We start from the raw sequence: 26,138 nt of genomic DNA on the forward strand, positions 1-26,138 counted from the left end.
TATAAGGATATCTTTATATCCGCATCTCCACCCCGATCAGCTCACACGAGGAAGGCCGGTTCTCTCCCATGCGCAGCAACTATCTCTTCACGTCCGAGTCGGTGTCCGAAGGCCATCCGGACAAAGTCGCCGACCAGATTTCGGACGCGATCGTCGATCTCTTCCTGTCGAAGGATCCGGAAGCGCGCATCGCTTGCGAGACTCTGACCACCACCCAGCTCGTCGTCCTGGCCGGCGAAATCCGTTGCAAGGGCGTCTACGAGAATGATGCCTGGGTCGACGGCGCCGAGGACGAGATCGAGCGCGCCGTCCGCGAGACGGTGAAGCGCATCGGCTACGAGCAGGACGGCTTCCACTGGGAGCAGTTCACCTTCCATAACAAGCTGCACGGCCAGTCGGCGCACATCGCGCAGGGCGTGGATGCGAGCGGGAACAAGGACGAAGGCGCCGGCGACCAGGGCATCATGTTCGGTTTCGCCTGCGACGAGACCCCGGACCTGATGCCGGCGACGCTCTATTACAGCCACAAGATCCTGGAGCGCATGGCCGCCGACCGCCACTCCGGCGCGGCGCCGTTCCTGGAACCCGACGCGAAGAGCCAGGTCACCCTGCGCTTCGAAAATGGCGAGCCAGTCGCCGCTACCGCGATCGTCGTCTCGACCCAGCATGGCAAGGGCTATGACCAGGGCGACAACGAGGCCGAGCTCAAGGCCTATGTGAAGAAGGTCGTCGCCGACATCCTCCCGGCCGCGCTCCTCTCGGACGAGACCGTCTACCACATCAACCCGACCGGCAGCTTCGAGATCGGTGGCCCGGACGGCGACGCCGGCCTCACCGGCCGCAAGATCATCGTCGACACCTATGGCGGCGCCGCGCCGCACGGCGGCGGCGCCTTCTCCGGCAAGGATCCGACCAAGGTCGACCGGTCGGCAGCCTACATCTCGCGCTACCTCGCCAAGAACATCGTCGCCGCCGGCCTCGCCCGCCGCTGCACGATCCAGCTGGCTTACGCGATCGGCGTGTCCGAGCCGCTCTCGCTCTACGTCGACACCCACGGCACCGGCACGGTCGGCGACGCGGAAATCGAGAAGGCGATCATGAGCATCTCCGACCTCGGCGGCCTCACCCCGCGCGGCATCCGCACCCATCTCGGCCTCAACAAGCCGATCTACGCCCGCACTGCCGCATACGGGCATTTCGGCCGCAAGCCCGAGGGCGACTTCTTCCCTTGGGAGAAGACGGACCTCGCCGATCGGCTCAAGGCGGCGCTCGCTTCCTGATCAGCCCGATTGCGCCAGCCTTGGACGACTCGTTCCGGGGACGAACCGCGCCTCTGATAATCCAGTGAAAACCGGTTCTGGCCCCTCCCCTCCGGGGGAGGGGCTTGTTATGGGCGGCGCGTGAACGATCCCACCACCATCCGCCGCCTCTACGGGCGCCGCTCCGGCCACAAGCTTCGCCAGGGGCAGGCCGCCCTCCTGGAGGAATTGCTGCCCGCAATCAGCGTGCCCGACAGCGGGCCGCTCGATTCCAAGGGCCTGTTCGGGTCGGACCGGCCGCTGCACTTCGAGATCGGCTTCGGCTCCGGCGAGCATCTGGCCTACCGCGCCGATCTGCTCCCGGATCATGCCTTCATCGGCGCCGAGCCGTTCCTCAACGGCGTGGTCGGCGCGCTCACCCATGTTCGCGACAAGCACCTCACCAACGTGCGGCTGCACATGGGCGACGCGCTGACGGTGCTGGAGCGGCTGCCCGACCACTCGCTGAGCTTCGTCTATCTGCTCCACCCCGATCCCTGGCCGAAGGCGCGCCACGCCAAGCGGCGGATGCTCAACCATGGGCCGCTCGATCTGATCGCCGCGAAGTTGAAACCTGGCGGCGAGTTCCGGCTTGGCACCGACGATCCCACCTATTGCCGCTGGTCGATGATGGTGATGAACCAGCGTACCGACTTCGAATGGCTGGCCGAGAGCGCCAAGGATTTTCTCACCCGCCCCGGCGGCTGGCCGGAAACTCGCTACGAGGCCAAGGCGCGGCGCAAGGGCCACGAAGTCTGGTATTTCCGCTACCGGCGGGCCTGACGCGCGTGCGCACCGGCACCGGAATCGCGGTTCGCTGCTGATCCAGCAGGGCGGCGCTCTGCCGCACTTCGGCGCGGGTGAGCCGGTCTCGGCTTCCCATCGCGCGCATACCGTCGAGCCCGACCCGCACCGGGGACTGCCCGGTTCCTGTTCGACCCCCGGCGTCCCGTTCGGCGCCACCTCGGCGGAACGGCATGGGCTTTTCGGGATCGCTTTCGAGTTGTCCCCCAATTCTCGCCCGGGGGCTTGCCAGGCTCCATCCGCCGAGCTAGCGCCAGAGATGATATAGCATCTCATGTTTGGGGGGACAGATTGGAATATCGTGCGATTGGCGCCGGGCTTTTGCTCGGCCTCCCGGCTCTTGGTGCGCCGGTTCACGGGCAGACGGTGAAGGGTGAGGACGCGCACAGGCAGGAGATCGTCATCACCGGCATCGCGGCAGACGACGGCTACGCGCCGGCGACGGCGGCCGTGTCGGGGAAGAGCCCTGCGCCGATCATCGAAATCCCGCTATCCGTCAGCGTGGTCACCAGAGAACAGATCGAGGATCGCAATCTCTTCACGATCGGCGAGGCCGTTCAGACGGTTGCCGGAGTGACGGTGATGCCGTTCGACGGCATCAACCCGGATTATCGCGCGCGCGGCTTCGTGCTCGACTACGCCTATGACGGTGTGCCTTCGACCTTCTCCTCCGGAGTGCCCGAATTCGACCTCGTCATCTACGAGCGCCTGGAGGTTCAGCGCGGGCCGGCAGGCCTGTTCCGCGGATCGGGATCACCGGGCGGCACGATCAACCTCATTCGCAAGCGTGGCCCTCGCGCCTTCCAGGTGTCGACATCACTCTCGGCGGGATCGTGGAACAACTTTCGCGGCGAGTTCGACATTGGCGGCCCGGTCGATGCCGCGGGACGCCTGCGCGTGCGGGCGGTCGGGGCGTTGCACGACCGCGACTTCTTCCAGGAGAAATCGCATACGCGCAAGCTCACGGCTTACGCTGCGTTGGACTTCGACCTGACGCCCACAACCACGCTTGGTGCATCGCTCAGCTACGAGGATACGGTCGCCGACACACCGATGAATGGGCAGCCTGCCTACGGATTGCGGGTGATCGGGAATTCGTCGACGCGGCATCCGCTGACCGACCAGTTCCTGAACTTCCCGCGCGACTTCCAGCATCTGCCGAGCTGGAACCAGTTCACCGAGACCAATACCGAGTATGCCGGCGAGGTGAGGCAGGAGATCGGGACCTGGTCCGTGGTCGTACGCGCACTGCATCGCGATATCCCGCGGGCCTGGCAGGACGCCTTCATCCAGCCCGGCACCGGCGTCGACCCGGTGACGCTGACCGCCGCTTACGTAAACCGTCGCGCCCAGGGCATGAACGGGAAGACCGCGGTGGATGCCTATGCCACAGGCCCGTTCACCCTGTTCGGCCGGGAGCATGAGCTGGCAATCGGCTATAGCTGGGACAAGCGGACCACCTCGTTCCTCCAGCGCACACAGACCTCGCAGGGACGGTTCTCGATCTTCGAGGCAGACCGCATACCCCTCCCCACGAGTCAGTTCACCTCGGGCAGCGAGACCGACCTTCAGCAGAGCGGCTTTCACGCGCAACTTCGCCTGCGCCCGTTCGACGGCTTCACGATCGTGGCCGGCGGCCGCATCAGCGACTATACCAACAAGACGCGAGGCATAGCGCCCTCGCCGGTGACGGATTTCGCGGTCGGCGCACGCGAACGTGGCCAGTTCACGCCAAGCCTTGGCGCAGTGCTGTACCTCACCGACGACATCACGCTTTACGGCAGCTACTCCGATATCTTCAATCCGCAGACCGCGCTCCAGGTGGACGGCAGGGTGCTCGACCCGCGGGTGGGACAGCAATATGAGGCGGGGCTGAAGGGGCGCTTCCTCCATGGAGCGCTCAATGCGAGCGGCGCGGTGTTCCGCAGCAAGGACAAGAACCGATCACTTGCCGACACCGCCAATCCCGGCTTCTTCGTTCCCGCGGGCGTGGTGAAGATCGAGGGCTTCGAGTTCGAGGTGACCGGCAGTCCGTTCGAGGGGCTGGACCTCGTTGCCAGCTACACCAACGTCAAAACGGAATATGAGGTCGGCACGGCCGCCCAGAACGGTGCCGTTTTCGACCTCAACACGCCGCGTCATCAGTACAAATTCTACGCTCGCTACGAGCCTGCGACGCTTGGCGGAGCCTTCGCGGCGATCAGCGTGAACGGGCAGAGCGGCGTCGTCGCAGGCGGCGTCGCCGGACTCCGCGAACAGTCTCCGTTCGCCATCGCCGGCGCCCAGCTCGGCTGGCGGTTCAACGACGATCTGCGCGCCTTCGTGTCGGTCAACAACCTGTTCGACAAGGTCTATTACCAAAGGGTCGGATCGATCAACACGTACAATTTCTATGGCGAGCCGCGTAACGTCCTCGTGACGCTCCGAGCCAGCTACTGAGATGGGCCGCCCGCTTGCAACGACGGTCGCCGGTCAGCAATGGCGGCTGCTTATGCGCGACCGGCGGCTGTTCCTGCTCGGCTTCGCGCTCCTGCTGCTGCTCTGCACCGCGGGCCTTACCGGCGCGGCGCTCCACGCCAGGCAAGAGGCCCAACGACGCGATGGGCAGTCGGAAGAAGCGCAGATCTGGGCACAGCAGGGCGCAGCAAATCCCCACGGTGCCGCCCATTTCGGACGCTATCTGTTCAAGCCGACATCGCCATTGGCGGCGTTCGACCCCGGCCTGCTCCCGCAGCTCGGCACGTCGCTGAAGCTGGAGGCGCATGCCAGCAACCCGGCACGCCATCGCGCCATCGACGGCGGCACGGCATTGGACCGCTTCGGGGATCTCAGCCCTGCGACCATGCTGCAGGTGCTGGCACCGCTTCTGATCATCCTGTCGGGCTTTGCCGCCTTTGCCGGTGAGCATGCCCGCGGACTGCTGCGTCAGGAACTTGCCGCAGGCGCCGGGCCGACCATGCTGATGGCGGGGCGACTTGCGGCGTTCGGCGGGCTGGCCGTCGGGCTGGTCGCGGTCGCAGCGCTCGCCTCGGGAGCCGCCCTGGGGATGGCCGGTGCCTCCGTAACGGATTTCGGAGCCCTGCTCTGGATCATGGCCGGCTATGCTCTCTATCTCTTCACCTTTGCAGCGCTGACGCTCGGCGCTTCGGCGGCGTTCACCTCCGCTCGAACCGCGCTCGTGCTGCTGCTTGCCTTCTGGGCCGTGGCGACGCTGTTCGTGCCGCGGATCGCGCCCTCGATTGCGGAAAGCCTTGCCCCGACCCTGTCCGGACCCGCATTCGAAGCCGCTGTCACCAAGCAGATGCGCGAGGGGCCGAGCGGCCACGATCCCCAGGATGCCCGCCTGGAACGTCTGCGCGCGGAAACGATGCGGCGCTACGGCGTGTCGCGAATCGAGGATCTGCCGATCGACTTCAATGGCGTTGCGCTCTTCCACGGCGAGGCTCTGTCCACCTCCCTCTACCGGCGCCACTTCGCGGCGCTTTACGAGGGCTACGATCGCCAGGCGGAGATCCAGCGCGGCTTCGCCTTGCTCTCGCCGTTGCAGGCCATCCGGCCCTGGTCACGCGCCTTGGCGGGCAGCGATCAGCATGCCCACCGCCAGTTCCTGGAGCAGGCCGAGCTCTTCCGCTACGAACTGGTCCAAGGCCTGAACCGCGCCATCATCTTCCGCCCGCGAAGGGAGGGAGCAGGTCCCTATCTGGCCGATGTGGCGGCGATTACCCGCGACGCCCGCTTCACGCCCACGCCGTCCTCCAAGCGAGAAGCGCTCTCACGCCACGGGCCCGATCTCGCCATTCTCGGGGCCTGGGCGGCGATCGCCACCCTCTTCGCCTTTGCCGCTGGCAGCCGGCTTGGAAGGTCAAACGCATGAGCCTGGTCCAACTCGAATGGATACGTGCCTGGCGAGATCCGGTGATGCGGATCATGCTGCTCCTGTTCGCCCTTGCGGCGGGGTTTGCGGTCCTGGCCGGCGCGCGATGGGCGGCCGAGCGCGAGGCGCTGGTGACGCAGGCCGTTGCCGAAGCGGACGAGATCATGGCGCTGCGGCGGACCGACTTCGCCGCACTCCTTGCCAAGGGAGAGAAGCCGAAGTTCGGCCTTGTCTACGCGACCGCCCTGCCCTTCCGTGCCGGCCTGCCCAATGCGCCGCTTGCGCTGCTGTCGGCGGGGCAGGCGGAAAGCTATCCCGCAGCGGCCAGCATCTCGCCCTTCATCGATCCGGACACGATCTTCGATGCGCACGCAGCCGGCCTCGAAAGCCCCATCGTCCTCGCGGCGGGACGCTTCGACCTGGCATTCGTGATCGTGCTGCTGCTGCCGCTGCTGCTGATCGCGGCAACCTACGACTTCTGGTCTCGCGACGTGGAGAGCGGCAGCGCGCGCTTCCAGCTCGCGCACCCGGTGCAGGCCGGCCGACTGATTCTCGCACGCGCTGCGGTGCGCGGGGGCGGCATGCTTGCGGCCATGACGGCAATCGCGGTCACCGCGCTGCTGATAGCCGGCGCGCGAGAGGTGGCGAGCCTCGCCCTGTTCGCACTCGTGACATCCGCTTACGGCACGTTCTGGATCGTGCTCGCCATCCTGATCAACCTGTTCGTACGTGCCTCCACGACCGCCGCTCTCGCCATGGGGACGGCGTGGCTGGCCGTGACCATCCTGATCCCTGCTATGAGTGCAGCAGCCGCCAACCTCGGTGCGGCGCCACCCTCGGCCATGGCTTATACGAATGCGGTGCGCGCCGCAGGGCTCGAGGTGCGGGCGGCCAATGCCGTCGCCGCACGCGCGGCGGCCACCGCGGCCTCAGGACGGGCCTATCCCGCCTCGCTCTGGCACAGCCGGCGCGAGATCCAGCAGCGGGATTCGCGACTCCGCCCGCTGCACGAGGCCTACCGCCGAGGGAGGAGCGAGCATCGGACGCTCGCGGACAGGTTGCGCTTCCTCTCGCCCGCGGTCGTTACCCAGGATGCGCTGGACCGGATCGCAGGCACCGACGCAACCCGCGCGCTCGCCTTCCAGGCACAGGCGCGCGCCTTCGCCGGCGAGATGCGCCTGCTCGCGTTCGACTGGATGGACCAAGACAGGTTGCTGACGCTGGCCGACTATGATTCGGGCCTGCCGCGCTTCGCCTTCGCCGAGCCGAGCCGTGCCGGACCACTGACGCGCGACGTCGCCGCTCTTCTGCTGATCGCCTCTCTGGTGCTCACAACGGCTGCATTTCGCCTGCGGGGCGGACCGGCCAAGCTGCTCTAAGGTATTCCATCCATGCTCGAAGCCGTTGCTCTCACCAAGGATTTCGGGTCGCACCGCGCCCTCGACGGGCTGAACCTCACGGTCTCTCCGGGGGAGATCGTCTGCCTTCTGGGCGCCAACGGCGCCGGCAAGACGACGACGATCAACCTCTTCCTCGGCTTCCTGGAACCGACCTCCGGCGAGGCGCGGGTCGACGGCGTCGATGTCCGCGCCGACGCGATCGGATCCAAGCGCAAATTGCTCTATGTACCGGAGCAGATCGCCCTTTTCGGCGAGCTCAGCGGCCTCGAGAATCTCGCCTATTTCGCAGCCCTGTCGGGGGTCGAGGACGTCTCCGCGATGCATCTGCGCGACTGCCTCGATCGCGCCGGGCTCGCGCGGGATGCGATGGATCGCCGCGCCAGCTCCTATTCGAAGGGCATGCGGCAGAAGGTGGGGCTGGCGCTTGCGATCGCCAAACAGGCGCGCGCGCTGCTGCTGGACGAGCCGACCTCGGGGCTCGATCCGGCGGCATCGGCCGAGTTCCACGCGCTGGTCGTCCGGCAACGCGACGCAGGAGCCGCGGTGTTGATGGTGACCCATGACCTGTTCCGCGCCCGCGAAGTCGGCACCCGGATCGGCCTGATGCGCGGCGGCCGGCTCCGCCGCATGATCGACGCGGCGGACATCACCGCGTCGGAACTGGAAAGCCTCTACCTCGAGGAAATGGGCTCGACCGCCGAGTCGTGATTGCTCCGCAGGCGTGACCTTGCAGACGTGAACGCCTGTTTCGCGAACGCTCTCGCCGACGTCGGCGCCCGGCTTCACAAGCCAGTCGCCGTCCCGCGGATCGAGGGCGCCCAGGATTGGAAGCATGAAGGCGGACGTCGAAAGGGAAGAACCGCCCTCTCATGACATAGATATGGGTCTCAAGGCTCTTGCATCAAGGCCCCGGCTGCCGCGTAGAAAGCGAGCCCCTTAGCGATTCTCGAGGTGGCACATGCAGACATTCGATCATCAAGTCGTGATTGCCGGTGGCGGTCCGACAGGCCTGATGCTGGCGGGCGAACTCGCGCTGGCAGGCGTTGACGTGGCGATCGTCGAGCGCCGGCGGAACCAGGAGGTCGAAGGCTCACGTGCGAGTGGCTTTCATCCCCGCGCGCTGGAGCTTCTGGATCAGCGCGGCCTGGCCGAGCGCTTCGTAGCCCAGGGCACCAAGCATCACGCCGTTCCGATCGCGGGTGCAATCCTCGAGGGGAGCGATCGGCCGACCCGGTACAATTACACCCTCGGCCTGTGGCAAGCCGAGATCGAGCACGGCCTGGCGGACTGGATCTGCGAACGGAAGGTCCGGATCTATCGCGGATGCGAGGTGACGGGATTCACGGAGGGTGCGAACCGTATCACGATCCAATTGCGCGACGGCCGGTCCTTGGCGGCCGACTATCTCGTCGGATGCGACGGCGGCCGCAGCCTGATCCGCAAGGCGGCCGGGATTGCCTTTCCCGGCTGGGATCCTTCGATCAGCTATCTGATCTTCGAGGCCGACATGTCGACCGATCCGGAACTCGGCGTGCGCTACGGCGAGCGGGGCCTGCAGGCATTGAGCAGGCTCGACGACGGCAGGCGTGTGCGCGGCGTGGTGACCGAGCAGCGCCTGGAACGCGGAGACAGGCCGCCCGTCGAAGCTCTCCGGGATGCGCTCGTGGCGGCCTATGGCACCGACTTCGGCGTCCATGACGTGACCTGGCTTTCGAGGTTCACCGACGCCGCGCGGCAGGCCGCTTGTTATCGCAAGGGACGCATCCTGCTTGCCGGCGATTCGGCGCATGTCCATTCCCCCGTCGGCGGGCAAGGCCTCAACATGGGCCTTCAGGATGCGGTCAACCTCGGCTGGAAGCTTGCCCAGGTCGTCAGGGGGATATCACCGGACGCGCTGCTCGATACCTACCATTCCGAGCGGCATCCGGCCGGCGCCACCCTGTTGAAGCATACGCTGGCGCTCACGGCGCTCAATCGCGGTGACGATCGGACCACTGCCCTGCGCGCACTGATGGCGGACGTGATGCGCATGGACGCGCCCCGTCGATGGTATGCGGCGATGATCTCCGGCCTCGACGTACGATACGCGCTCGGCGAGGGACACGAGATGCTCGGCCGCCGCATGCCGGACCTCGACATCATCTGCAAAGACGGGCCGACCCGGGTGTTCGAATTGCTTCACGACGCGACGCCCGTTCTCTTGAACCTCGGCCAGGCGGATCTTCGGCCGGCGGCCGAGTGGTGGGCGGATCGAATCAAGATCGTGGACGCGAGATACCACGGCGCGATCGAGTTGCCCGTTATCGGGCTTGTCCCGACACCCGCCGAAATCCTGATTCGCCCCGACGGGCACGTCGCCTGGGTCGGGAATGGAAACACCGACGGCTTGGCGGACGCGTGCGGCGCCTGGTTCGGCAATCCCCGACAATGAACTCGGCCGGCGTTCGGGACGGATGCCGGCAGTATGAGCGAGGCATTCCCTGGCATGGGGATGCCTCGCGAGTGGGGAACGGATAGCAATGGCGTGGCGGCGCTGAACCCCTCACAATGGACTGAACGTCGAGCGGCCCATCAGCCGAGGCCGCGACGATGGCTGGTGAGCTACCCCGATGAGACGAGCCGCTATTCGTCGGGCCCCCCGTCCAGATCGCCGACGCATTGTATCTCGGGTTCCGCCGCTGCCATGCGTTCGAGTTCGCGGGTTCGGGCGACAAGGCCCGGGAAAAGCGCGTCTGGATCGATCCGATAGCCGCGGATGCGGCGAAGAGCCCAGGCATAATGGCGGGCGCCGACCTCGCAGCTGTTGCTGCCGCCGTCACCCTCGCCCCACAGCTTGCGCCACGGTGTGCGGCCCTCCTGCTCAAGCAGTGCCTCGAACGCCCCCACTTCTCCCTCTCCCTTCACATAGGCAATCGCACGCGCGCCGGTTCGCACCACGCGAAACTGCCGGATCCGGAACCGCGCTTCAGGTCTGTCGTCGCCATCGTGCAGGATCTTGAGAACGGCGCCGCGCTCCGCGCTGCCGGGTGCGGGCGTGGAGATTGCGGGTGCGGCGGCGGCCGCTGTAGCGGCCCCGGCAAGCAGCAAGAGCAAGATGCCAGCTGGGCGATGATCGAACATAGGATTCGGCGCCTACCAGAATTCACCGGCGCAGGAACCCGCCCGTAGCGGGGTGCTTCGAACGTGCCGTGACAGACATCGGGGGACGAGCCTGCTTCGTCGGTGCTGCGGTTGCGATCGCCGCCGCTGTCGCGATACGCTGGCGCTGCCTTCTCCGTTCCGATGGACCCAATCACGATGCGATCGTCCTCCTTTGCCGTCTTCGCCGCGATGTTGCTTACCCTGATGCTGCCGACGGGAGCGTCGGCCGCACCGGAGGCACTTTATGAAGGCGTCGTCGGCGGGGCCCGAGTCGTCGTGGCGCTGACCGAGGACGGGGGAGAGTTTTTCGGCCGCTATTTCTACCGGGCGTCGCGGCTCGACATCGATCTGTCCGGCAAGGCCGAGGGCAGCGCGATAACCTTGCAGTCGCGGACGACCGGCGACCAGCTGCGGCTGAAGCGCATCGGCGCGAATCTCACCGGCGTGCTGACGACCGCAAAGGCACGAAGCTTGCCGGTCAGCCTGCAACCGGCCGGCACTCCGCACGGACTCCCTGCAGACGTACCGCCTGGACTGAGCCTCTATGAACGCTGGCGTCTCGCCGGCCTTCGCCTCGCGCCGCAGCAAGCGGAGACGATCGATGGCAGAACGATCCGCTGGTACCGTGAGCCGCTGTCCGGCATCAGGCTGTTCCGGCTCGAGACCGGCTATCCGGCGCCGGCGATGGCGGCGATCAACCGTGAACTCGCGCGCAACCAGTGGCAGACGGTCTCGGACTGGTTCGCCTGTACAGGTTCGGACGGACGGCCCGGCACCGAGATCGCCGAGGCGGACAGGCCGTGGCTCGGGGCCGATCATATGAGCTATGCCTGGACCGCCAGCTGGAGCTGCGCAGGCAATGCGCACCCCGACTTCGCAACGGTGGGGCACAGTTACGACATGCGCACGGGGGGCGAGCTGCACCTCGACGACCTGCTGCGCTTCGGATCGGTGCCGGTTCCCGCGGAAGACGGCGACGGCTGGTACGCCTATCGCAGCAACAGCTTCGCGCCGGGCGTGGTCGCGTTGCTGAAGCGCCATCATCCCCAACAGATGGCGCCTCCAGGCGAGGGCGCGGAGGACGAATGCGATTATGCGGACCCCGAGGTCTGGAATTTCCCCGCCTGGGTGCTGTCGGACAAGGGCCTGTGGCTCGGCGCCTCTTTCCCACGGGTGCAGCGCGCCTGCGACGCACCGGAATGGGCGATCATACCCTGGTCTGCGCTGAGGCTGCCAGGCGGCGAGCGGCGGTAGCCGATACCTTCCGCTCGACGGACGGCCGCTGGATCATCGAAACAGGGCCTGGACGCGCAGACCGGTCTACCACGCCTTACCCTGATTTACCGTCAGACGCCCGACCCTCGCGACGGGGACGGTGTCAGTCGCATTGCGTCGAACCTTGCCCGGCGCCGAGGCGCGCTGCTCCACCAGGACGCGCGCCGGCAGGGATGATGGTTGCCGTGCCTCTTCCGGGCTGAAGCCCGGGCTTTCGCCGGGATGACGGTTTGGAAGAGATGACGGCATGGCCATCCACGCCGTGGCGAGCAGCGGTCGCGGGTCTGCCGCTCAGCCCGCCGGTACCAGCTTCAGCAGCCGTCCGCCCTCGCCGTCTTCCAGCACGTAGACGCTGCCGTCTGCGCCCTGCTCGACCTCGCGGATGCGCTTGCCCATCGGGAAGCGCTCGGCTTCGCGGGCGCTGGTGCCGTTGAAGGCGACACGGATCAGCGCTTCGCTGGAGAGGCCGCCGATCAGCGCGCTGCCCTGCCAAGCCGGGAATTTGGCGCCGGAATAGACGATCATGCTCGACGGCGAGATCACCGGGGTCCAGGTCACTTCCGGCGCGTTGAACTCCGGACGCGTGTCGTGATCGGGGATCGGCCGGCCGTCATAATGATCGCCGTTGGAGACGATCGGATAGCCGTAATTGGATCCGCGCTCGACCAGGTTGAGCTCGTCGCCGCCCTTGGGCCCCATCTCGTTGGTCCACAGCCGCCCCTGCCCGTCGAAGGCAATGCCGAGCAGGTTGCGGTGGCCGAGGCTCCAGACCTGGGCGGCGACTCCGCCGCGGGCTGCGAACGGATTGTCCGCCGGCACCGAGCCGTCGTCGTTGAGGCGAATGACCTTGCCCAAATTCTGGTTCATGTCCTGCGCCGGCGTGAACTTCTGCCGCTCGCCGCTGGTGATGTAGAGCTTGCGATCAGGACCGAAGGCGATGCGGTGGGAATAATGGCCCTGGCCTTCGACCTTGGGCGATTGCCGCCAGATCGTCTGCAGCCCGTCGAGCCGGGCGCTGCCGCCTTCGCGGACCAGCCGCGCACGGCCGACCACCGCGCCATGGGTGTTGCCCTCGCCGGCCTCTGCCCAGCTGAGATAGACGAGATTGTTCTCGCTGAATTCGGGATGGAGGACGACGTCGCCGAAGCCGCCCTGCCCGCCATAATCGACCTTTGGGACGCCCGCGACCGCGATCGGCGTGCCGCCGCCGGGAGCGAGCAGCAGCAGGCGGCCGGCTTTCTCGGTGATCAGCGCGTGACCGCCGGGCAGAAAGGTCATCGCCCAGGGTTCGTCGAACTTGGCGACTTCCTGGACAGCGAAGGGACGTCCGCCCTGCGCCTGCGTCGCGGCATTGCCGCCGCCGACGGTTTCGCCCTGCGCGTTGCAGGCGGAAGCCGCCAGCATCAGGGTGGGGAGTGCAACCAGGCCGAACGCGCGCATCAAAGCCTCCGAAGTTTCGGGATCAGGACAACAGCCCTGCTCAACCGCCGCTGGCCCGTCAAGCGCCCTGGCGGCCGATGCCGAAATCATTGCGACTCGGGCGCCGGGCCACAGCTTCATTTCGGCAGAAAGCCGTGCGATATCAACCTGGACACAAGGCCAAGGCACCGCTCGCCGCGCGTGCCGCCCCTCTCCGCTTCGACGGCCGATTTCCGCGCCATTCCGCGCTTGTCGTTTTTTGTCGGCGGGCCTATATGGCGTTCACCTTCCTCGACATCGCTAGACGTTGAGGCTGGTCCCGGGGGTCGGGGCCGGCGCGGGGAAGCTTTGTTTTTGGGACCGATCCGAATGGCGGACATGACCGCAGTGCAGAGCCTCATCGAACCCGCGGCGCAGGCCGAAGGGCTGGCGCTGGTGCGCGTCAAGATGATCGGCGGCACCTCCGACCCGACTCTGCAGATCATGGCGGAGCGGCCGGACACGCGGCAGCTGACGCTGGAGGATTGCGAGCGGCTGTCGCGCCGGATTTCCGAAATCCTCGACGAGACCGATCCGATCGACGGCGCCTATCGCCTGGAGGTCAGCTCCCCCGGCATCGACCGGCCGCTGACCCGGTTGCAGGATTTCGAGGATTGGAAGGGCCATCAGGCGCGGATCACGCTCGAGGAACCGCTCGCCAACCGCAAGCAGTTCACCGGCGACCTCCTCGGCATCGAGGGCGAGACGATACTGGTCGAGGTACCGGGCCTCGGCTCGACCGGGCTGCCGTTCGCAGCGCTCCGCTCCGCCAAGCTCGTCATGACCGATAAACTCATCGCCGCGACCGCGCCTTTGTCCGCGGACGGCGCCGACAGAATTCAAGTAGAGGAAGACTGACATGGCCACTGCTGCCGTTTCCGCCAACAAGGCCGAGCTGCTCGCCATCGCCGACGCGGTTGCCCGCGAGAAGCTGATCGACCGCGGCATCGTCATCGAGGCGATGGAGGATGCCATCCAGCGCGCCGCCCGTGCCCGCTACGGCGCCGAGAACGACATCCGCGCCAAGCTCGATCCCGTTTCGGGCGATCTGCGCCTGTGGCGCGTCGTCGAGGTGGTCGAAGAGGTGGAGGACCATTTCAAGCAGGTCAGCCTCAAGGACGCGCAGAAATTGCAGAAGGGTGCCGATCTCGGCGACTTCATCGTCGATCCGCTGCCGCCGATCGAATTCGGCCGCATCGCCGCCCAGGCCGCCAAGCAGGTGATCTTCCAGAAGGTCCGCGATGCCGAGCGCGAGCGCCAATTCGAGGAGTTCAAGGACCGAGTCGGCGAGATCATCACCGGCGTCGTCAAGCGGGTCGAATTCGGCCACGTCGTCGTCGATCTCGGCCGCGCCGAGGGCGTCGTCCGCCGCGACCAGCAGATCCCGCGCGAAGTCGTCCGCGTCGGCGACCGGGTCCGCTCGCTGATCCTGTCCGTTCGCCGCGAAAATCGCGGGCCGCAGATCTTCCTGTCGCGTGCCCATCCGGACTTCATGAAGAAGCTGTTCGCGCAGGAAGTCCCCGAAATTTACGACTCGATCATCGAGATCAAGGCCGCCGCCCGCGATCCGGGCAGCCGCGCCAAGATCGGCGTGATCAGCCATGACAGCTCGATCGACCCGGTCGGCGCCTGCGTCGGCATGAAGGGCAGCCGAGTCCAGGCCGTCGTCCAGGAGCTGCAGGGCGAGAAGATCGACATCATTCCCTGGTCCGAGGATCTCGCGACCTTCGTTGTCAACGCGCTGCAGCCGGCGACGGTCAGCCGCGTCGTCATCGACGAGGAGGAGAGCCGCATCGAAGTGGTCGTCCCCGACGACCAGCTCAGCCTCGCGATCGGCCGCCGCGGCCAGAATGTCCGCCTCGCCTCACAGCTCACCGGCTCGGCGATCGACATCATGACCGAGGCCGACGCCAGCGAGAAGCGCCAGCGTGAATTCGTCGAGCGCTCGTCGATGTTCCAGGAGGAACTCGACGTCGACGAGACGCTCGCCCAGCTGCTGGTCGCCGAAGGCTTCGGCGCGCTCGAGGAAGTGGCCTATGTCGAACTGGACGAGCTCGCCTCGATCGAAGGCTTCGACGACGAGCTGGCCACCGAGCTTCAGAGCCGCGCCCAGGAGGCGCTCGATCGCCGCGAGGAAGCTTCGCGCGAGGAGCGCCGCGCGCTCGGAGTCGAGGATGCCCTCGCCGAGATGCCGTATCTCAACGAAGCGATGCTGGTGACGCTCGGCAAGGCGGGCATCAAGACGCTCGACGATCTCGCCGATCTCGCCACCGACGAGCTGGTGCAGAAGAAGCGTCCCGAGCAGCGCCGCCAGCGCGAAAGCAACCGGTCCGAGGACAAGGGCGGGATTCTCGCCGAATATGGTCTCTCCGACGAACAGGGTAACGAGATCATCATGGCCGCACGCGCCCACTGGTTCGAAGATGAAGGGGAGGACGCTGTTGCGGAAACCTCCCAATGACACCCTAACGAACCGATTTCTCTCCCGGATCACGGAGGGGCTTGGGCTGGCTCGGCGAAACCGGCGGCATGATGCCGCCGGCTTTGGCCGTGCATGCGCGCCTGACGCACGTCGCGCCCCGCGCCGCACGCGAGAGGGGCGCCCGTTCGGCTGCTTCGCCGGGGAGGGGCTGTCATGAGCGACAAGCATGTTCCCGAGCGCAAATGCATCCTCTCCGGAGAGCATGACGCGCGCGACGATCTCATACGGCTGGCGCTCGGCCCCGACGGCGTGGTCGCGCCGGATGTCCGGGCCAAGGCGCCGGGACGCGGGGCGTGGATCGGAGTCGATCGGGCCACGCTGGAAAAAGCGCAGGCCAACGGCAAGCTGCGCGGCGCGCTCGCCCGGGCGTTCAAGGGTCCGGTGACGGCGCCGGACGATCTCGGCGCCCGAATCGAGGGCGCTTTGCGCCAGAACGCGCTCGACCGGCTCGGCCTGGAGGCAAAGGCCGGAACGCTGATTTCGGGCAGCGAGAAGATCGACGTCGCGCTTCGCCGCGGCCAGGTCCATCTGCTGCTCCACGCTGCCGATGCCGGCGAAGACGGCACCCGCAAGCTCGAGCAGGCCTACCGAGTCGGCAGCGGCGACGAAGACGGGCCCAAGTCCGACGGCCCCCAAGGACTGGTTTTTCCAGCGGAAAGACCCATATTGTCATTGGCCCTCGGACGCCAGAATGTGGTACATGTTGCGGTAATCGATCGCGCTGCCGCACAGCGCGTGCGTCATGCGCTTGAGCGGTGGCGCGATTTTATTGGTCAGAAGGTCGGGCTAAGCGCCGCATCGGCGGGTACGTCGGATGCGTCGGCTGTGGATGTGAACGAAGGATAGTAATGAGCGATACGACTGATAAGCCGAAGCTGGGAGCGCGCGCGCCGCTGGGCCTGAAACGCACCGTTGAGACTGGCAAGGTGAAGCAGAGCTTCAGCCACGGCCGGTCGAACACCGTCGTCGTCGAAGTGAAGAAGCGTCGCATCCTCGGCCGTCCCGGCGAGGAGGCACCGCGTGTCGAGGAGGCGCCGCAGCCCGCGGCCGCAGCCCCCGCAGCCCCGGCCCCGGCCCCGGCGCCTGCGCCCGCCGCCGCTGCGCCTTCGGCCCCGGCCGCCGTTGCGCCCGCGGCGCCGGCTCCGACCCAGCCGTCCGCTCAGGTCGCGGCCCCGGCTCCCACCCAGGCTGCGGCGACGCCAGCGCGTGCCCCGTCGGCGCCTGCCGCTCGGGCTCCGCAGCCGGCCGCGCCCGCTCCGCGTCCGGCCCCGTCCGCCCGGCCGATGCCGAACGATCCGATGGCCCGCCGCGAATTCCAGGAGCGCCTGCTGCGCGAAGCCGAGGAAGCCCGCCTGAACGTGCTGGAGGAAGCGCGCCGCCGCGAGGACCGCCAGGCCCAGCAGGCGACCGAGGACGAGCGCCGCCGCCAGGAAGAGAATCGCCGCGCCGAGGAAGAGGCACGCCGCAAGGCCGAGGAAGAGGCCGCCGAAGCCGCGCGCCGCGCGACCGAGGAAGCCTCGCAGCCGGCCGCTGCGCCGGGTGGCGCGCAGCCTGCCGGCAACGGCTCGGCTCCGGCGACCGCCCGGACCGAGGAAGAGCGCCGCGGCGCCCTGCCGCGTCCGAAGACTCCGACGACCGCGCCGAAGCGCCCCGAGCCGGCGCGTCCGGGCCGTGGCCGCGACGACCGCCGCCACGCCGGCAAGCTCACCGTCACCCGCGCGCTTTCGGGCGGCGACGACGACAATCGCGCCCGCTCGCTGGCCGCGCTCCGCCGCGCCCGCGAAAAGGAAAAGCGTGCCCACCAGCAGTCCGGTCCGTCGGCCAAGCAGGTTCGCGACGTCGTCGTGCCGGAGACGATCACGGTCGGCGAGCTCGCCAACCGCATGGCCGAGCGTGCCGCCGATCTGGTGAAATCGCTGTTCAAGATGGGCATGGTGGTGACCGTCAACCAGACGGTCGATCAGGACACCGCAGAACTGCTGGTCACCGAGTTCGGGCACAACATCAAGCGCGTCTCCGAATCCGACGTAGAAATCGGGCTGGGCGGCGACGAGGATGCGGCCGAGAACCTGCAGGCGCGGCCGCCGGTGGTCACCATCATGGGCCACGTCGACCACGGCAAGACCTCGCTTCTCGACGCGATCCGCGGCGCGAACGTGGTCTCCGGCGAGGCCGGCGGGATTACCCAGCATATCGGTGCCTACCAGGTGCAGCTGCCCGACAAATCGAAGATCACCTTCCTCGATACGCCGGGCCACGAGGCGTTCACCGAGATGCGCCAGCGCGGTGCCAACGTCACCGACATCGTCGTGCTGGTCGTTGCCGCCGATGATGGGCTCAAGCCGCAGACGGTGGAAGCGATCAACCACACCAAGGCGGCCGGCGTGCCGATGATCGTCGCGATCAACAAGATCGACAAGGACGGTGCGCGTCCGCAGCGGGTCCGCGAGGAATTGCTGCAGCACGAGATCGTCGTCGAGGATCTTGGCGGCGACGTCCAGGACGTCGAGGTTTCGGCGCTGAAAAAGACCAACCTCGACGGCTTGCTCGAGGCGATCGCGCTACAGGCCGAACTGCTCGAGATCACCGCCAACCCGGACCGCCCCGCCGAGGGCGCGGTCGTCGAAGCCAAGCTCGACAAGGGCCGCGGCCCGCTCGCGACGGTGCTCGTCCAGCGCGGCACGCTCCGCGTCGGCGACATCTTCGTGGTCGGTGCGATCTCCGGCAAGGTCCGCGCGATGATCGACGACAAGGGCCGCCAGGTGAAGGAAGCGGGTCCGTCGGTTCCGGTGGAAGTGCTCGGCCTGTCCGGCGTTCCGTCGGCGGGCGACGTGCTCACCGTCGTCGAGAACGAGGCGCGGGCCCGCGAGGTCGCCGATTATCGCCAGGGTCTCCTCGACCGCAAGCGGACGACGTCGGCACCGATCAGCCTGGAGAACATGTTCGCCTCGCGCGCCAGCCAGACCAAGGAATTTCCTTTGGTCATCAAGGCCGACGTGCAGGGTTCGGCGGAGGCGATCGCAACCGCGGTCAATCGCATCTCGACCGAAGACATCCGCGCGCGCATCCTGCACGCCGGAGTCGGCGGGATCACCGAGAGCGACGTGATCCTGGCCAGCGCGTCCAAGGCGCCGATCATCGGCTTCAACGTTCGCCCGAACGCCAAGGCGCGTGAGATCGCCGAGCGCAACGGCGTCGAGTTCCGCTATTACGACGTCATCTACCACCTCACCGACTGGGTGAAGCAGGCGATGGCGGGCGAGCTCGGGCCCGAGATCATCGAGACGGTCGTCGGCCGTGCCGAGGTCAAGGAAGTGTTCCCGGCCGGAAAGAAGGACAAGGCGGCGGGTCTGCTGGTGCTCGAAGGCGTGCTCCGCAAGGGCCTCCATGCGCGCCTCACCCGTCAGGACGTCATCGTGTCCAAGACCACGATCTCGTCGCTGCGCCGGTTCAAGGACGACGTCGCCGAAGTGCGCGCGGGCCTCGAATGCGGCGTGCTGCTCGCCGACACGAACGACATCAAGGCGGGCGACCATCTTGAAGTGTTCGAAGTCGAGGAGCGCGCCCGGACCCTGTGAGCGAACACGAGGAGGAGGAAAGCGAGTCCCGCTGGACCGACGGTGTCGACGGCTTCGGCGCGATCGAACTGGTCGGCGAAGGCGCCGGATGCCTAGGCGAAGGCTTGGGCTGCTCGCTCTCACTCCTCCTCATCGCCGCAGTCGGGCTTCCCTGGATGATGTGAGTTATGAAACGTACCGAATCCAACGAAGGACGCTCCGTCCGCCTGCTCCGCGTTGGCGAGCAGGTGCGCCATGCGCTGTCCGATATCCTGATGCGCGGCGACGTCCATGACGACGTCCTCGCCAGCCATCTCGTCTCGGTCACCGAGGTGCGGATGTCGCCCGACCTGCGCCATGCGACCGTGTTCGTGAAGCCGCTGCTCGGCGAGGACGAGCAGACGGTGCTGAAGGCGCTGCGCACCAACACCGCCTATCTGCAGCGCTCGGTGGCGATGCGGGTGAACACCAAATTCGCCGCCAAGCTCAAATTCCTCGCCGACGAGAGCTTCGACGAGGGCAGCCACATCGACGCGATCCTGCGCTCGCCGGTGGTCGCGCGCGATCTGGGCGAACGCGAGGATTCCGAGACCGACGAGGCGTGACCCTCGGCGCGGCGATGTCGGATGGAGAGATCCGGCTGGAGCCGCTGGCAGAAGCGCATCGCGCCGCGCTCAAGGCGGCCTGCGCGGAAGATCTCGCGATCTGGCCGATCTACGCGACCTCCTACGACCCGGAGCATTTCGACGAGAGCTTCGACCGCATCCTGGCGCGACCGAACTGGCGGTGCTTTGCGATCTTCTCGGGCGAATCGCTGGTCGGGATCAGCTGCTTCCTCGGCATCGACCTCGACCGCATGGTGCTCGAGATCGGCAACACATATTATGTGCCGGCACTGCGCGGGACCGGGTTCAACCGCCGGGTCAAGGACCTGATGCTGACCCGCGCGTTCGACTGCGGCTTCCGGCGCGTCGAATTCCGTGTCGATGCCCGCAACGGCCGGTCGCAGGCCGCGATGGCGAAGATCGGGGGGGTGCGCGAAGGCGTCATCCGCCAGGATCGGATCACCTGGAACGGCCATGTCCGCGACACGGTGCTCTTCTCGATCCTCGCCGACGAATATCGTGCGCGCAATGCCGCCGGATAACATCGTCTACAGGGTCGCCACCTGGCTGATCCCGCTGGTCGTCGCCATCGTCCTTCACGAAATCTCGCACGGCTGGGTCGCCAATGCGTTCGGCGATCCGACCGCCCGGGATCTCGGCCGGCTCAGCCCCAATCCGATCCGCCACGTCGATCCGATCGGCACGATCGCCCTGCCGCTGGTGCTCGCCGTCGCCGGCGCGCCGGTGTTCGGATGGGCGAAACCGGTGCCGGTGGTGGCGGCGCGGATGCGCAGGCCCCGCCTGCACATGATGCTGGTCGCGCTTGCCGGGCCGGGGATGAACTTCGCGCTTGCCCTGCTGGCGGCGATCGGCCTTGCGGTGGTGGCGCCGAGCGCCGAGGCCGGGGGCGCGGCGAGCGGGTTCATCGCAGCGAACCTCGCCAATTTCCTGCTGATCAACATCTTCCTGGCGGTGTTCAACTTGCTGCCGATCCCGCCCTTCGACGGCGGCCACGTCGTCGAGGGATTGCTGCCGCGCCGAGCGGCGGGGCACTTCCGCAGGATCGGCCGCTTCGGTTTTCCTTTGCTCGTCTTCCTGCTGGTGGTGCTGCCAATGCTGTCGCCGAACGCCGACATCGTCGCGCGCCTGGTGGTGCCGCCCGTCCGTGCGGTCGCCGGCTTCCTGCTCGGGCTCGTCGGGCTCGCCTAGAGCGCCTGCCCCGAAGCCGCTAAAGAACCGCAATGGCCAAGCTCTATTTCTACTATGCGTCGATGAACGCCGGCAAATCCACCGTGCTGCTGCAGGCGGCGTTCAACTATCGCGAGCGGGGCATGGAGCCGATGCTCTACACCGCGGCGATCGACGATCGCGCCGGCGTCGGCACGATCGCCTCCCGGATCGGGCTCAGCGCAGAGGCGAACACGTTCGAGCCGGCGACCGACATCCGCCGTGCGGTCGAGGCGGCGCTGAAGACGCGCCGGGTGGATTGCATCCTGGTCGACGAGGCCCAGTTCCTGACGCGCAGCCAGGTGTTCCAGATCGCCTCGATCTGCGACGAGCTCAACATCCCGGTGCTCGCTTATGGCCTGCGCACCGATTTCCAGGCCAATCTGTTCGAAGGCAGCGCCCATCTGCTCGCTCTGGCCGACACGCTCGTCGAGCTGAAGGCGATCTGCGAATGCGGGCGCAAGGCGACGATGAACCTGCGCGTCGACGCCGAGGGAATGCCGGTCGCCGCCGGCGAGCAGACCGAGATCGGCGGCAACGACCGCTATCTCGCCTTGTGCCGGCGCCATTTCATGGAGCGGATCAACGAGTCCGAGGCGCGACAGCTGCGGCTGACCCTCACCAGCCCCGCGGGGCTGGGCTGAGGCGATGCACGGCTGGCTGATCATCGACAAGCCGGTGGGGCCCGGCTCCACCGACATCGTCTCCAAGGTCAAGCGCGCGCTGCGCGACGGCGGCTACGGCAAGATGAAGGTGGGGCATGGCGGCACGCTCGATCCCCTGGCGAGCGGCGTGCTGCCGATCGCGCTCGGCGAGGCGACCAAGCTTTCTGGGCGGATGCTGGACGCCGACAAGATCTATGAATTCACCATCCGCTTCGGGGACCAGACCGACACGCTCGACACCGAAGGCGTGGTGGTGGCGACGTCCGAGGTCCGTCCGGCCCTGGCCGAGGTCGAGGCGGTGCTGCCGCGGTTCGTCGGGTCGATCGAGCAGGTGCCGCCGATCTATTCCGCGATCAAGGTCGACGGGAAGCGGGCCTACGATCTCGCGCGGGCGGGGGTCGAGGTCGAGATGAAGACGCGGGCGGTGACGGTGCACAGTTTAGATATCCTCCCCGAGCTTGTCTCGGGGAGGAGGACCGCGTCGCGTAGCGGCGGGGTGGAGGGGGCGGCACCGACATCGGAGCAGCCCCTCCACCATGCTACGCATGGTCCCCCTCCCCGAGCAAAGCCCGGGGAGGAACTGGAGTCCGTGACGTTGCGGGCTCGTGTGTCCAAGGGCACCTATGTCCGCTCGCTCGCGCGCGACATTGCTTATGCCCTGGAAAGCGTCGGCCATGTCACCATGTTGAGACGGATCAAGGCGGGTCCGTTCACCCTCAGCGACGCGATTTCGCTGGACAAATTGGGCGAAGCGGGTAAGGCCCGCGAGCTAGAACAGACACTCTTGCCGCTGACGGCGGGGCTGGACGACATCCCGGCTCTACCCGTCTCCCCCGATCAGGCAAGGCTGCTCCGCCAGGGGCGGGTTTTGATCGGGATTGCCGCACAACGAGGCCTCCATCTTGCGACCGACCAGTCTGTTCCGGTTGCGCTCGTGGAAGCCGACGGAGACGAACTCCGTGCCGAGATTCGGGTGGTGCGCGGCTTCAACCTCTAATGTGAAAGGATAGACGATGTCGGTTACCGCCGAGCGCAAGCAGGAAATCATCAGCGACAATGCCCGTGGCAGCACGGACACCGGGTCTCCCGAAGTCCAGGTCGCGATCCTGACCGAACGCATTTCCAATCTGACCGAGCATTTCAAGACCCACGCCAAGGACAATCACTCCCGCCGCGGTCTGCTCATGATGGTCAACAAGCGCCGCTCTCTCCTGGATTATCTCCGCAAGGAAGACGAAGCGCGCTACCTCGCACTCATCGCGAAGCTCGGCCTTCGCAAGTAACACAAAGCGGCCCCATTCGGGGCCGCTTTGCACATCTGGCGCCTGCAATTCGGCAGCGCCAGATCGGACCAACAAGGTCCACCAAGCCGGGCGACAGGCCCGGAAGGCACCGGCGGGAAAGCCGGGCCGCACAGGCCCCGGCCGCATAGGGCGGCCGGACGGAAGGAAATCACATGTTCGATACGAAGAAAGTTGAAGTCGAGCTGGGCGGAAAGACCCTCACGCTCGAAACGGGGCGCGTTGCCCGCCAGGCCGACGGCGCAGTGATCGCGACCATCGGCGAAACCGTCGTCCTCTGCGCCGTCACCGCGGCGAAGACCGTGAAGGCCGGGCAGGATTTCTTCCCGCTCACCGTTCACTATCAGGAAAAATTCTCGGCTGCCGGCCGCATCCCCGGCGGCTTCTTCAAGCGCGAGCGCGGCGCCACCGAAAAGGAAACGCTGACCAGCCGCCTCATCGACCGGCCGATCCGCCCGCTTTTCCCGGAAGGCTTCTACAACGAGATCAACGTCATCGCCCACGTGCTGAGCTATGACGGCGAGAACGAGCCCGACATCGTCGCGATGATCGCCGCCTCCGCCGCGCTCACCATCTCCGGCGTTCCGTTCATGGGCCCGATCGGCGCCGCCCGCGTCGGCTACAAGGACGGCGAGTATCAGCTCAACCCAAGCCTCGAGCAGACCAAGGACGGTTCGCTCGACCTCATCGTCGCCGCCACCCACGAAGCCGTGATGATGGTCGAATCCGAAGCCAAGGAGCTTTCGGAAGAGGTCATGCTCGGTGCCGTGATGTTCGCCCACGAAGCGAGCCGCAAGGTCGTCGACGCGATCATCAGCCTGGCCGAGCAGGCCGCCAAGGATCCGTGGGAGCTCGACACCGGCGCCGACCAGTCGGCGCTCAAGCAGCAGCTGCGCGACATCGTCGGCGAGGACATCGCCGCCGCCTATCGCACGACCAGCAAGTCCGAGCGCTCGAACCTGCTCAACGCGGCCCGCGACAAGGCCAAGGCCGCGTTCGCCGATGCCGAGCCGCAGCAACAGCTCGTCGCCCAGAAGCTGGTCAAGAAGCTCGAGGCGGAGATCGTCCGCGGTGCCATCCTGAAGGAAGGCCGCCGCATCGACGGCCGCGACACCAAGACCGTCCGTCCGATCGAGGCGATGGTCGGCTTCCTGCCGCGCACCCACGGCTCGTCGCTGTTCACCCGCGGCGAGACCCAGGCGATCTGCACCACCACCCTTGGCACCAAGGACGCGGAGCAGATGATCGACGGCCTGGAAGGCCTCTCCTACCAGCGCTTCATGCTCCACTATAACTTCCCGCCTTATTCGGTCGGTGAAGTGGGCCGCTTCGGCGCTCCGGGGCGCCGCGAAGTCGGTCACGGCAAGCTCGCCTGGCGCGCGCTCAATCCGGTGCTGCCGACCCACGAGGAATTCCCGTACACGATCCGCGTCACCTCCGACATCACCGAGTCGAACGGCTCGTCGTCGATGGCCTCGGTGTGCGGCGGTTCGCTGGCGCTGATGGATGCGGGCGTCCCGCTGAAGCGTCCGGTCTCCGGCATCGCCATGGGCCTGATCCTCGAAGGCAAGGACTTTGCGGTCCTCTCCGACATCCTCGGCGACGAGGATCATCTCGGCGACATGGACTTCAAGGTTGCCGGCACGTCCGAGGGCATCACCAGCCTTCAGATGGACATCAAGATCGCCGGCATCACCCAGGAGATCATGAAGACGGCGCTCGAGCAGGCCAAGGCCGGCCGCGCGCACATCCTCGACGAGATGGCCAAGGCGCTCGATCAGACCCGCACCGAGCTGTCGGCGCACGCGCCGCGGATCGAGACGATGACGATCGACAAGACCAAGATCCGCGACGTCATCGGCACCGGCGGCAAGGTGATCCGCGAGATCGTTGCGACCACCGGCGCCAAGGTCGACATCGACGACGAGGGCATCATCAAGATCAGCTCGTCCGACGTGTCGCAGATCGAAGCGGCGCGCCGTTGGATCCAGGGCATCGTCGAAGAGCCGGAAGTCGGCAAGGTCTATAGCGGCAAGGTCGTCAACCTCGTCGATTTCGGCGCCTTCGTGAACTTCATGGGCGGCAAGGACGGTCTCGTCCACGTCTCGGAGATCAAGAACGAGCGCGTCGAGAAGGTCGCGGACGTCCTTTCCGAGGGCCAGGACGTGAAGGTCAAGGTCCTCGAGATCGATCCGCGCGGCAAGGTTCGCCTGTCGATGCGTGTCGTCGACCAGGAGACCGGCGCCGAGCTGGAGGACACCCGTCCGCCCCGCGAGGAGCGTCCCCGTGGCGAGCGCAGCGATCGTGGTGACCGCGGTGACCGCGGCGGCGATCGCGGCCGTGGCCCGCGCCGTGACGGCGAAGGTCGTGGCGGACGCGGCGGCGATCGCGGCGGACGCGGCGAGCGTAGCGAGGGCGGCGACCGTCCCCGTCGCGAGCGCAGCGAAGGCGGCAGCCCTGCCGGCGGCAACGAAGGCGGCGATCCCGAATTCGCCCCCGCATTCCTGACCCGCAACGACGACTGAGTCGGAGCGTCAGCACCAACAGGAAGGGCTGCCGGAGCGATCCGGCAGCCCTTTCTTTTTGTGCTGTGTGCGGGTGAGCTGGGCACGCGGAAGGCAATCGCTCCAAACGCCGTTCGGGCTGAGCCTGTCGAAGCCCTCTCCTTCTTACGCAACGAGCAAGGAAAGGGAGGGCTTCGACAAGCTCAGCCCGAACGGGGTGGGGCGGTGTCGGGCTCCGCCTTATTGTCCCGTGTTGCCGGCCGCATTGTCCGCGGGCGCGGCGCTGTTGTCGGCTTGTGCGAGCAGGGCATTGGCTTCGTTGTCGAGCGGGGCGATCGCCGCATCGACGCCGTTCGAGGCTTCGTTCTCGAGCAGGTCGGCCTTGGTCTCCAGCGAGCGCGAGAGATTGTCGGCCTTGGTCTGAAGATTCTCGGGCTCGTCCGAGCAGCCCGCCAGCGCGAGGAGGGCGAGGACGGGGAGAAGGCGTCGGGTCATGATAAGCTCCGGAGCAGGATCGGACGCCGATATCAGCATCCGCAGGCGCCGA

The 26,138-nt window shown here is 67.0% G+C and carries 23 protein-coding genes; 20 read left to right on the forward strand and 3 right to left on the reverse strand.

Translation table 11 applies throughout. The features are described from left to right. Window positions 1–68 precede the first annotated feature (68 nt). The 7 genes from metK (at window position 69) to C7I55_RS25195 (ending at window position 9,807) form a co-directional block, all read left to right on the forward strand. Window positions 69–1,280: a methionine adenosyltransferase gene (gene metK / locus C7I55_RS25165; protein ID WP_106515813.1), complete on the forward strand. Its 1,212-nt coding sequence runs from the start codon at window positions 69–71 to the stop codon at window positions 1,278–1,280. Window positions 1,281–1,400: 120 nt separating this feature from the next. After that, window positions 1,401–2,081 carry a tRNA (guanosine(46)-N7)-methyltransferase TrmB gene (trmB, locus tag C7I55_RS25170; RefSeq protein ID WP_106515814.1) on the forward strand — a complete coding sequence of 227 codons (681 nt, stop codon included), beginning with the start codon at window positions 1,401–1,403 and terminating at the stop codon, window positions 2,079–2,081. A gap of 312 nt (window positions 2,082–2,393) precedes the next feature. Continuing rightward, window positions 2,394–4,541: a TonB-dependent siderophore receptor gene (locus tag C7I55_RS25175; protein WP_158266584.1), complete on the forward strand. Its 2,148-nt coding sequence runs from the start codon at window positions 2,394–2,396 to the stop codon at window positions 4,539–4,541. A gap of 1 nt (window position 4,542) precedes the next feature. Beyond that, window positions 4,543–5,976 (forward strand): DUF3526 domain-containing protein, encoded by a 1,434-nt coding sequence (locus C7I55_RS25180; RefSeq protein ID WP_106515816.1) that lies wholly within the window; start codon window positions 4,543–4,545, stop codon window positions 5,974–5,976. After that, window positions 5,973–7,355: a DUF3526 domain-containing protein gene (locus C7I55_RS25185; RefSeq protein WP_106515817.1), complete on the forward strand. Its 1,383-nt coding sequence runs from the start codon at window positions 5,973–5,975 to the stop codon at window positions 7,353–7,355. The genes C7I55_RS25180 and C7I55_RS25185 overlap by 4 nt, the downstream gene beginning before the upstream one ends. 12 nt (window positions 7,356–7,367) lie before the next feature. Further along, on the forward strand, window positions 7,368–8,084 hold the full coding sequence (locus C7I55_RS25190) for an ABC transporter ATP-binding protein (RefSeq protein ID WP_106515818.1): 717 nt from the start codon (window positions 7,368–7,370) through the stop codon (window positions 8,082–8,084). Between the two features lie 250 nt (window positions 8,085–8,334). Continuing rightward, window positions 8,335–9,807: an FAD-dependent monooxygenase gene (locus C7I55_RS25195; RefSeq protein WP_106515819.1), complete on the forward strand. Its 1,473-nt coding sequence runs from the start codon at window positions 8,335–8,337 to the stop codon at window positions 9,805–9,807. Window positions 9,808–9,998: 191 nt separating this feature from the next. Here the strand turns inward: C7I55_RS25195 and C7I55_RS25200 are convergent, their stop codons facing one another. Next, entirely contained in the window at window positions 9,999–10,496 is a 498-nt protein-coding gene (locus C7I55_RS25200) for a hypothetical protein (RefSeq protein ID WP_106515820.1), read from the reverse strand. Between the two features lie 177 nt (window positions 10,497–10,673). Between C7I55_RS25200 and C7I55_RS25205 the strand changes: the two genes are divergently transcribed. After that, window positions 10,674–11,771, forward strand: a complete 1,098-nt coding sequence (locus C7I55_RS25205) for a hypothetical protein (protein WP_158266585.1) — start codon at window positions 10,674–10,676, stop codon at window positions 11,769–11,771. Window positions 11,772–12,083: 312 nt separating this feature from the next. Here the strand turns inward: C7I55_RS25205 and C7I55_RS25210 are convergent, their stop codons facing one another. Then, on the reverse strand, window positions 12,084–13,232 hold the full coding sequence (locus C7I55_RS25210) for a PQQ-dependent sugar dehydrogenase (protein ID WP_106515822.1): 1,149 nt from the start codon (window positions 13,230–13,232) through the stop codon (window positions 12,084–12,086). Window positions 13,233–13,580: 348 nt separating this feature from the next. Between C7I55_RS25210 and rimP the strand changes: the two genes are divergently transcribed. The 12 genes from rimP (at window position 13,581) to pnp (ending at window position 25,612) form a co-directional block, all read left to right on the forward strand. Continuing rightward, entirely contained in the window at window positions 13,581–14,108 is a 528-nt protein-coding gene (rimP, locus tag C7I55_RS25215) for a ribosome maturation protein RimP (RefSeq protein ID WP_106515823.1), read from the forward strand. 1 nt (window position 14,109) lies between these two features. Next, the gene (gene nusA / locus C7I55_RS25220) at window positions 14,110–15,711 is read left to right on the forward strand and encodes a transcription termination factor NusA (RefSeq protein ID WP_106515824.1); all 1,602 of its coding nucleotides are present in this window, start codon (window positions 14,110–14,112) and stop codon (window positions 15,709–15,711) included. 174 nt (window positions 15,712–15,885) lie between these two features. Then, window positions 15,886–16,578: a DUF448 domain-containing protein gene (locus tag C7I55_RS25225; RefSeq protein ID WP_106515825.1), complete on the forward strand. Its 693-nt coding sequence runs from the start codon at window positions 15,886–15,888 to the stop codon at window positions 16,576–16,578. Window positions 16,579–16,580: 2 nt separating this feature from the next. After that, window positions 16,581–19,310, forward strand: a complete 2,730-nt coding sequence (infB, locus tag C7I55_RS25230) for a translation initiation factor IF-2 (RefSeq protein WP_106515826.1) — start codon at window positions 16,581–16,583, stop codon at window positions 19,308–19,310. After that, window positions 19,307–19,474: a hypothetical protein gene (locus tag C7I55_RS28355; protein WP_158266586.1), complete on the forward strand. Its 168-nt coding sequence runs from the start codon at window positions 19,307–19,309 to the stop codon at window positions 19,472–19,474. The genes infB and C7I55_RS28355 overlap by 4 nt, the downstream gene beginning before the upstream one ends. Window positions 19,475–19,477: 3 nt before the next feature. Beyond that, window positions 19,478–19,894: a 30S ribosome-binding factor RbfA gene (rbfA, locus tag C7I55_RS25235; protein ID WP_106515827.1), complete on the forward strand. Its 417-nt coding sequence runs from the start codon at window positions 19,478–19,480 to the stop codon at window positions 19,892–19,894. Continuing rightward, entirely contained in the window at window positions 19,891–20,436 is a 546-nt protein-coding gene (locus C7I55_RS25240; protein ID WP_332888441.1) for a GNAT family N-acetyltransferase, read from the forward strand. Before rbfA ends, C7I55_RS25240 begins: the two co-directional genes overlap by 4 nt. Continuing rightward, complete coding sequence (locus C7I55_RS25245) at window positions 20,423–21,103, forward strand: site-2 protease family protein (RefSeq protein ID WP_106515828.1); 681 nt, start codon at window positions 20,423–20,425, stop codon at window positions 21,101–21,103. Before C7I55_RS25240 ends, C7I55_RS25245 begins: the two co-directional genes overlap by 14 nt. Window positions 21,104–21,135: 32 nt before the next feature. Next, entirely contained in the window at window positions 21,136–21,765 is a 630-nt protein-coding gene (locus C7I55_RS25250) for a thymidine kinase (RefSeq protein WP_106515829.1), read from the forward strand. Between the two features lie 4 nt (window positions 21,766–21,769). Beyond that, window positions 21,770–22,783 carry a tRNA pseudouridine(55) synthase TruB gene (gene truB / locus C7I55_RS25255; protein ID WP_106515830.1) on the forward strand — a complete coding sequence of 338 codons (1,014 nt, stop codon included), beginning with the start codon at window positions 21,770–21,772 and terminating at the stop codon, window positions 22,781–22,783. Window positions 22,784–22,799: 16 nt separating this feature from the next. Further along, window positions 22,800–23,069, forward strand: a complete 270-nt coding sequence (gene rpsO, locus C7I55_RS25260; protein ID WP_106515831.1) for a 30S ribosomal protein S15 — start codon at window positions 22,800–22,802, stop codon at window positions 23,067–23,069. A 173-nt stretch (window positions 23,070–23,242) separates the two neighbouring features. Further along, window positions 23,243–25,612 carry a polyribonucleotide nucleotidyltransferase gene (gene pnp, locus C7I55_RS25265; RefSeq protein ID WP_106515832.1) on the forward strand — a complete coding sequence of 790 codons (2,370 nt, stop codon included), beginning with the start codon at window positions 23,243–23,245 and terminating at the stop codon, window positions 25,610–25,612. A 219-nt stretch (window positions 25,613–25,831) separates the two neighbouring features. On the opposite strand, the gene C7I55_RS25270 is transcribed toward pnp, so the two are convergent. Further along, complete coding sequence (locus C7I55_RS25270) at window positions 25,832–26,086, reverse strand: hypothetical protein (RefSeq protein WP_106515833.1); 255 nt, start codon at window positions 26,084–26,086, stop codon at window positions 25,832–25,834. Window positions 26,087–26,138: the final 52 nt, after the last annotated feature.

It is taken from the genome of Allosphingosinicella deserti (genome assembly GCF_003012735.1).
In the GTDB taxonomy this organism is placed as follows: Bacteria; Pseudomonadota; Alphaproteobacteria; order Sphingomonadales; family Sphingomonadaceae; genus Allosphingosinicella; species Allosphingosinicella deserti.

What these genes read in the sequence shown, in the direction of transcription:
- metK (WP_106515813.1), top strand. Translation starts at nt 69, where the DNA reads ATGCGCAGCAACTATCTCTTCACGTCCGAGTCGGTGTCCGAAGGCCAT.
- C7I55_RS25180 (WP_106515816.1), top strand. Translation starts at nt 4,543, where the DNA reads ATGGGCCGCCCGCTTGCAACGACGGTCGCCGGTCAGCAATGGCGGCTG.
- C7I55_RS25185 (WP_106515817.1), top strand. Translation starts at nt 5,973, where the DNA reads ATGAGCCTGGTCCAACTCGAATGGATACGTGCCTGGCGAGATCCGGTG.
- C7I55_RS25190 (WP_106515818.1), top strand. Translation starts at nt 7,368, where the DNA reads ATGCTCGAAGCCGTTGCTCTCACCAAGGATTTCGGGTCGCACCGCGCC.
- C7I55_RS25195 (WP_106515819.1), top strand. Translation starts at nt 8,335, where the DNA reads ATGCAGACATTCGATCATCAAGTCGTGATTGCCGGTGGCGGTCCGACA.
- C7I55_RS25200 (WP_106515820.1), bottom strand. Translation starts at nt 10,496, where the DNA reads ATGTTCGATCATCGCCCAGCTGGCATCTTGCTCTTGCTGCTTGCCGGG.
- C7I55_RS25205 (WP_158266585.1), top strand. Translation starts at nt 10,674, where the DNA reads ATGCGATCGTCCTCCTTTGCCGTCTTCGCCGCGATGTTGCTTACCCTG.
- C7I55_RS25210 (WP_106515822.1), bottom strand. Translation starts at nt 13,232, where the DNA reads ATGCGCGCGTTCGGCCTGGTTGCACTCCCCACCCTGATGCTGGCGGCT.
- rimP (WP_106515823.1), top strand. Translation starts at nt 13,581, where the DNA reads ATGGCGGACATGACCGCAGTGCAGAGCCTCATCGAACCCGCGGCGCAG.
- nusA (WP_106515824.1), top strand. Translation starts at nt 14,110, where the DNA reads ATGGCCACTGCTGCCGTTTCCGCCAACAAGGCCGAGCTGCTCGCCATC.
- C7I55_RS25225 (WP_106515825.1), top strand. Translation starts at nt 15,886, where the DNA reads ATGAGCGACAAGCATGTTCCCGAGCGCAAATGCATCCTCTCCGGAGAG.
- infB (WP_106515826.1), top strand. Translation starts at nt 16,581, where the DNA reads ATGAGCGATACGACTGATAAGCCGAAGCTGGGAGCGCGCGCGCCGCTG.
- rbfA (WP_106515827.1), top strand. Translation starts at nt 19,478, where the DNA reads ATGAAACGTACCGAATCCAACGAAGGACGCTCCGTCCGCCTGCTCCGC.
- C7I55_RS25245 (WP_106515828.1), top strand. Translation starts at nt 20,423, where the DNA reads ATGCCGCCGGATAACATCGTCTACAGGGTCGCCACCTGGCTGATCCCG.
- C7I55_RS25250 (WP_106515829.1), top strand. Translation starts at nt 21,136, where the DNA reads ATGGCCAAGCTCTATTTCTACTATGCGTCGATGAACGCCGGCAAATCC.
- truB (WP_106515830.1), top strand. Translation starts at nt 21,770, where the DNA reads ATGCACGGCTGGCTGATCATCGACAAGCCGGTGGGGCCCGGCTCCACC.
- rpsO (WP_106515831.1), top strand. Translation starts at nt 22,800, where the DNA reads ATGTCGGTTACCGCCGAGCGCAAGCAGGAAATCATCAGCGACAATGCC.
- pnp (WP_106515832.1), top strand. Translation starts at nt 23,243, where the DNA reads ATGTTCGATACGAAGAAAGTTGAAGTCGAGCTGGGCGGAAAGACCCTC.
- C7I55_RS25270 (WP_106515833.1), bottom strand. Translation starts at nt 26,086, where the DNA reads ATGACCCGACGCCTTCTCCCCGTCCTCGCCCTCCTCGCGCTGGCGGGC.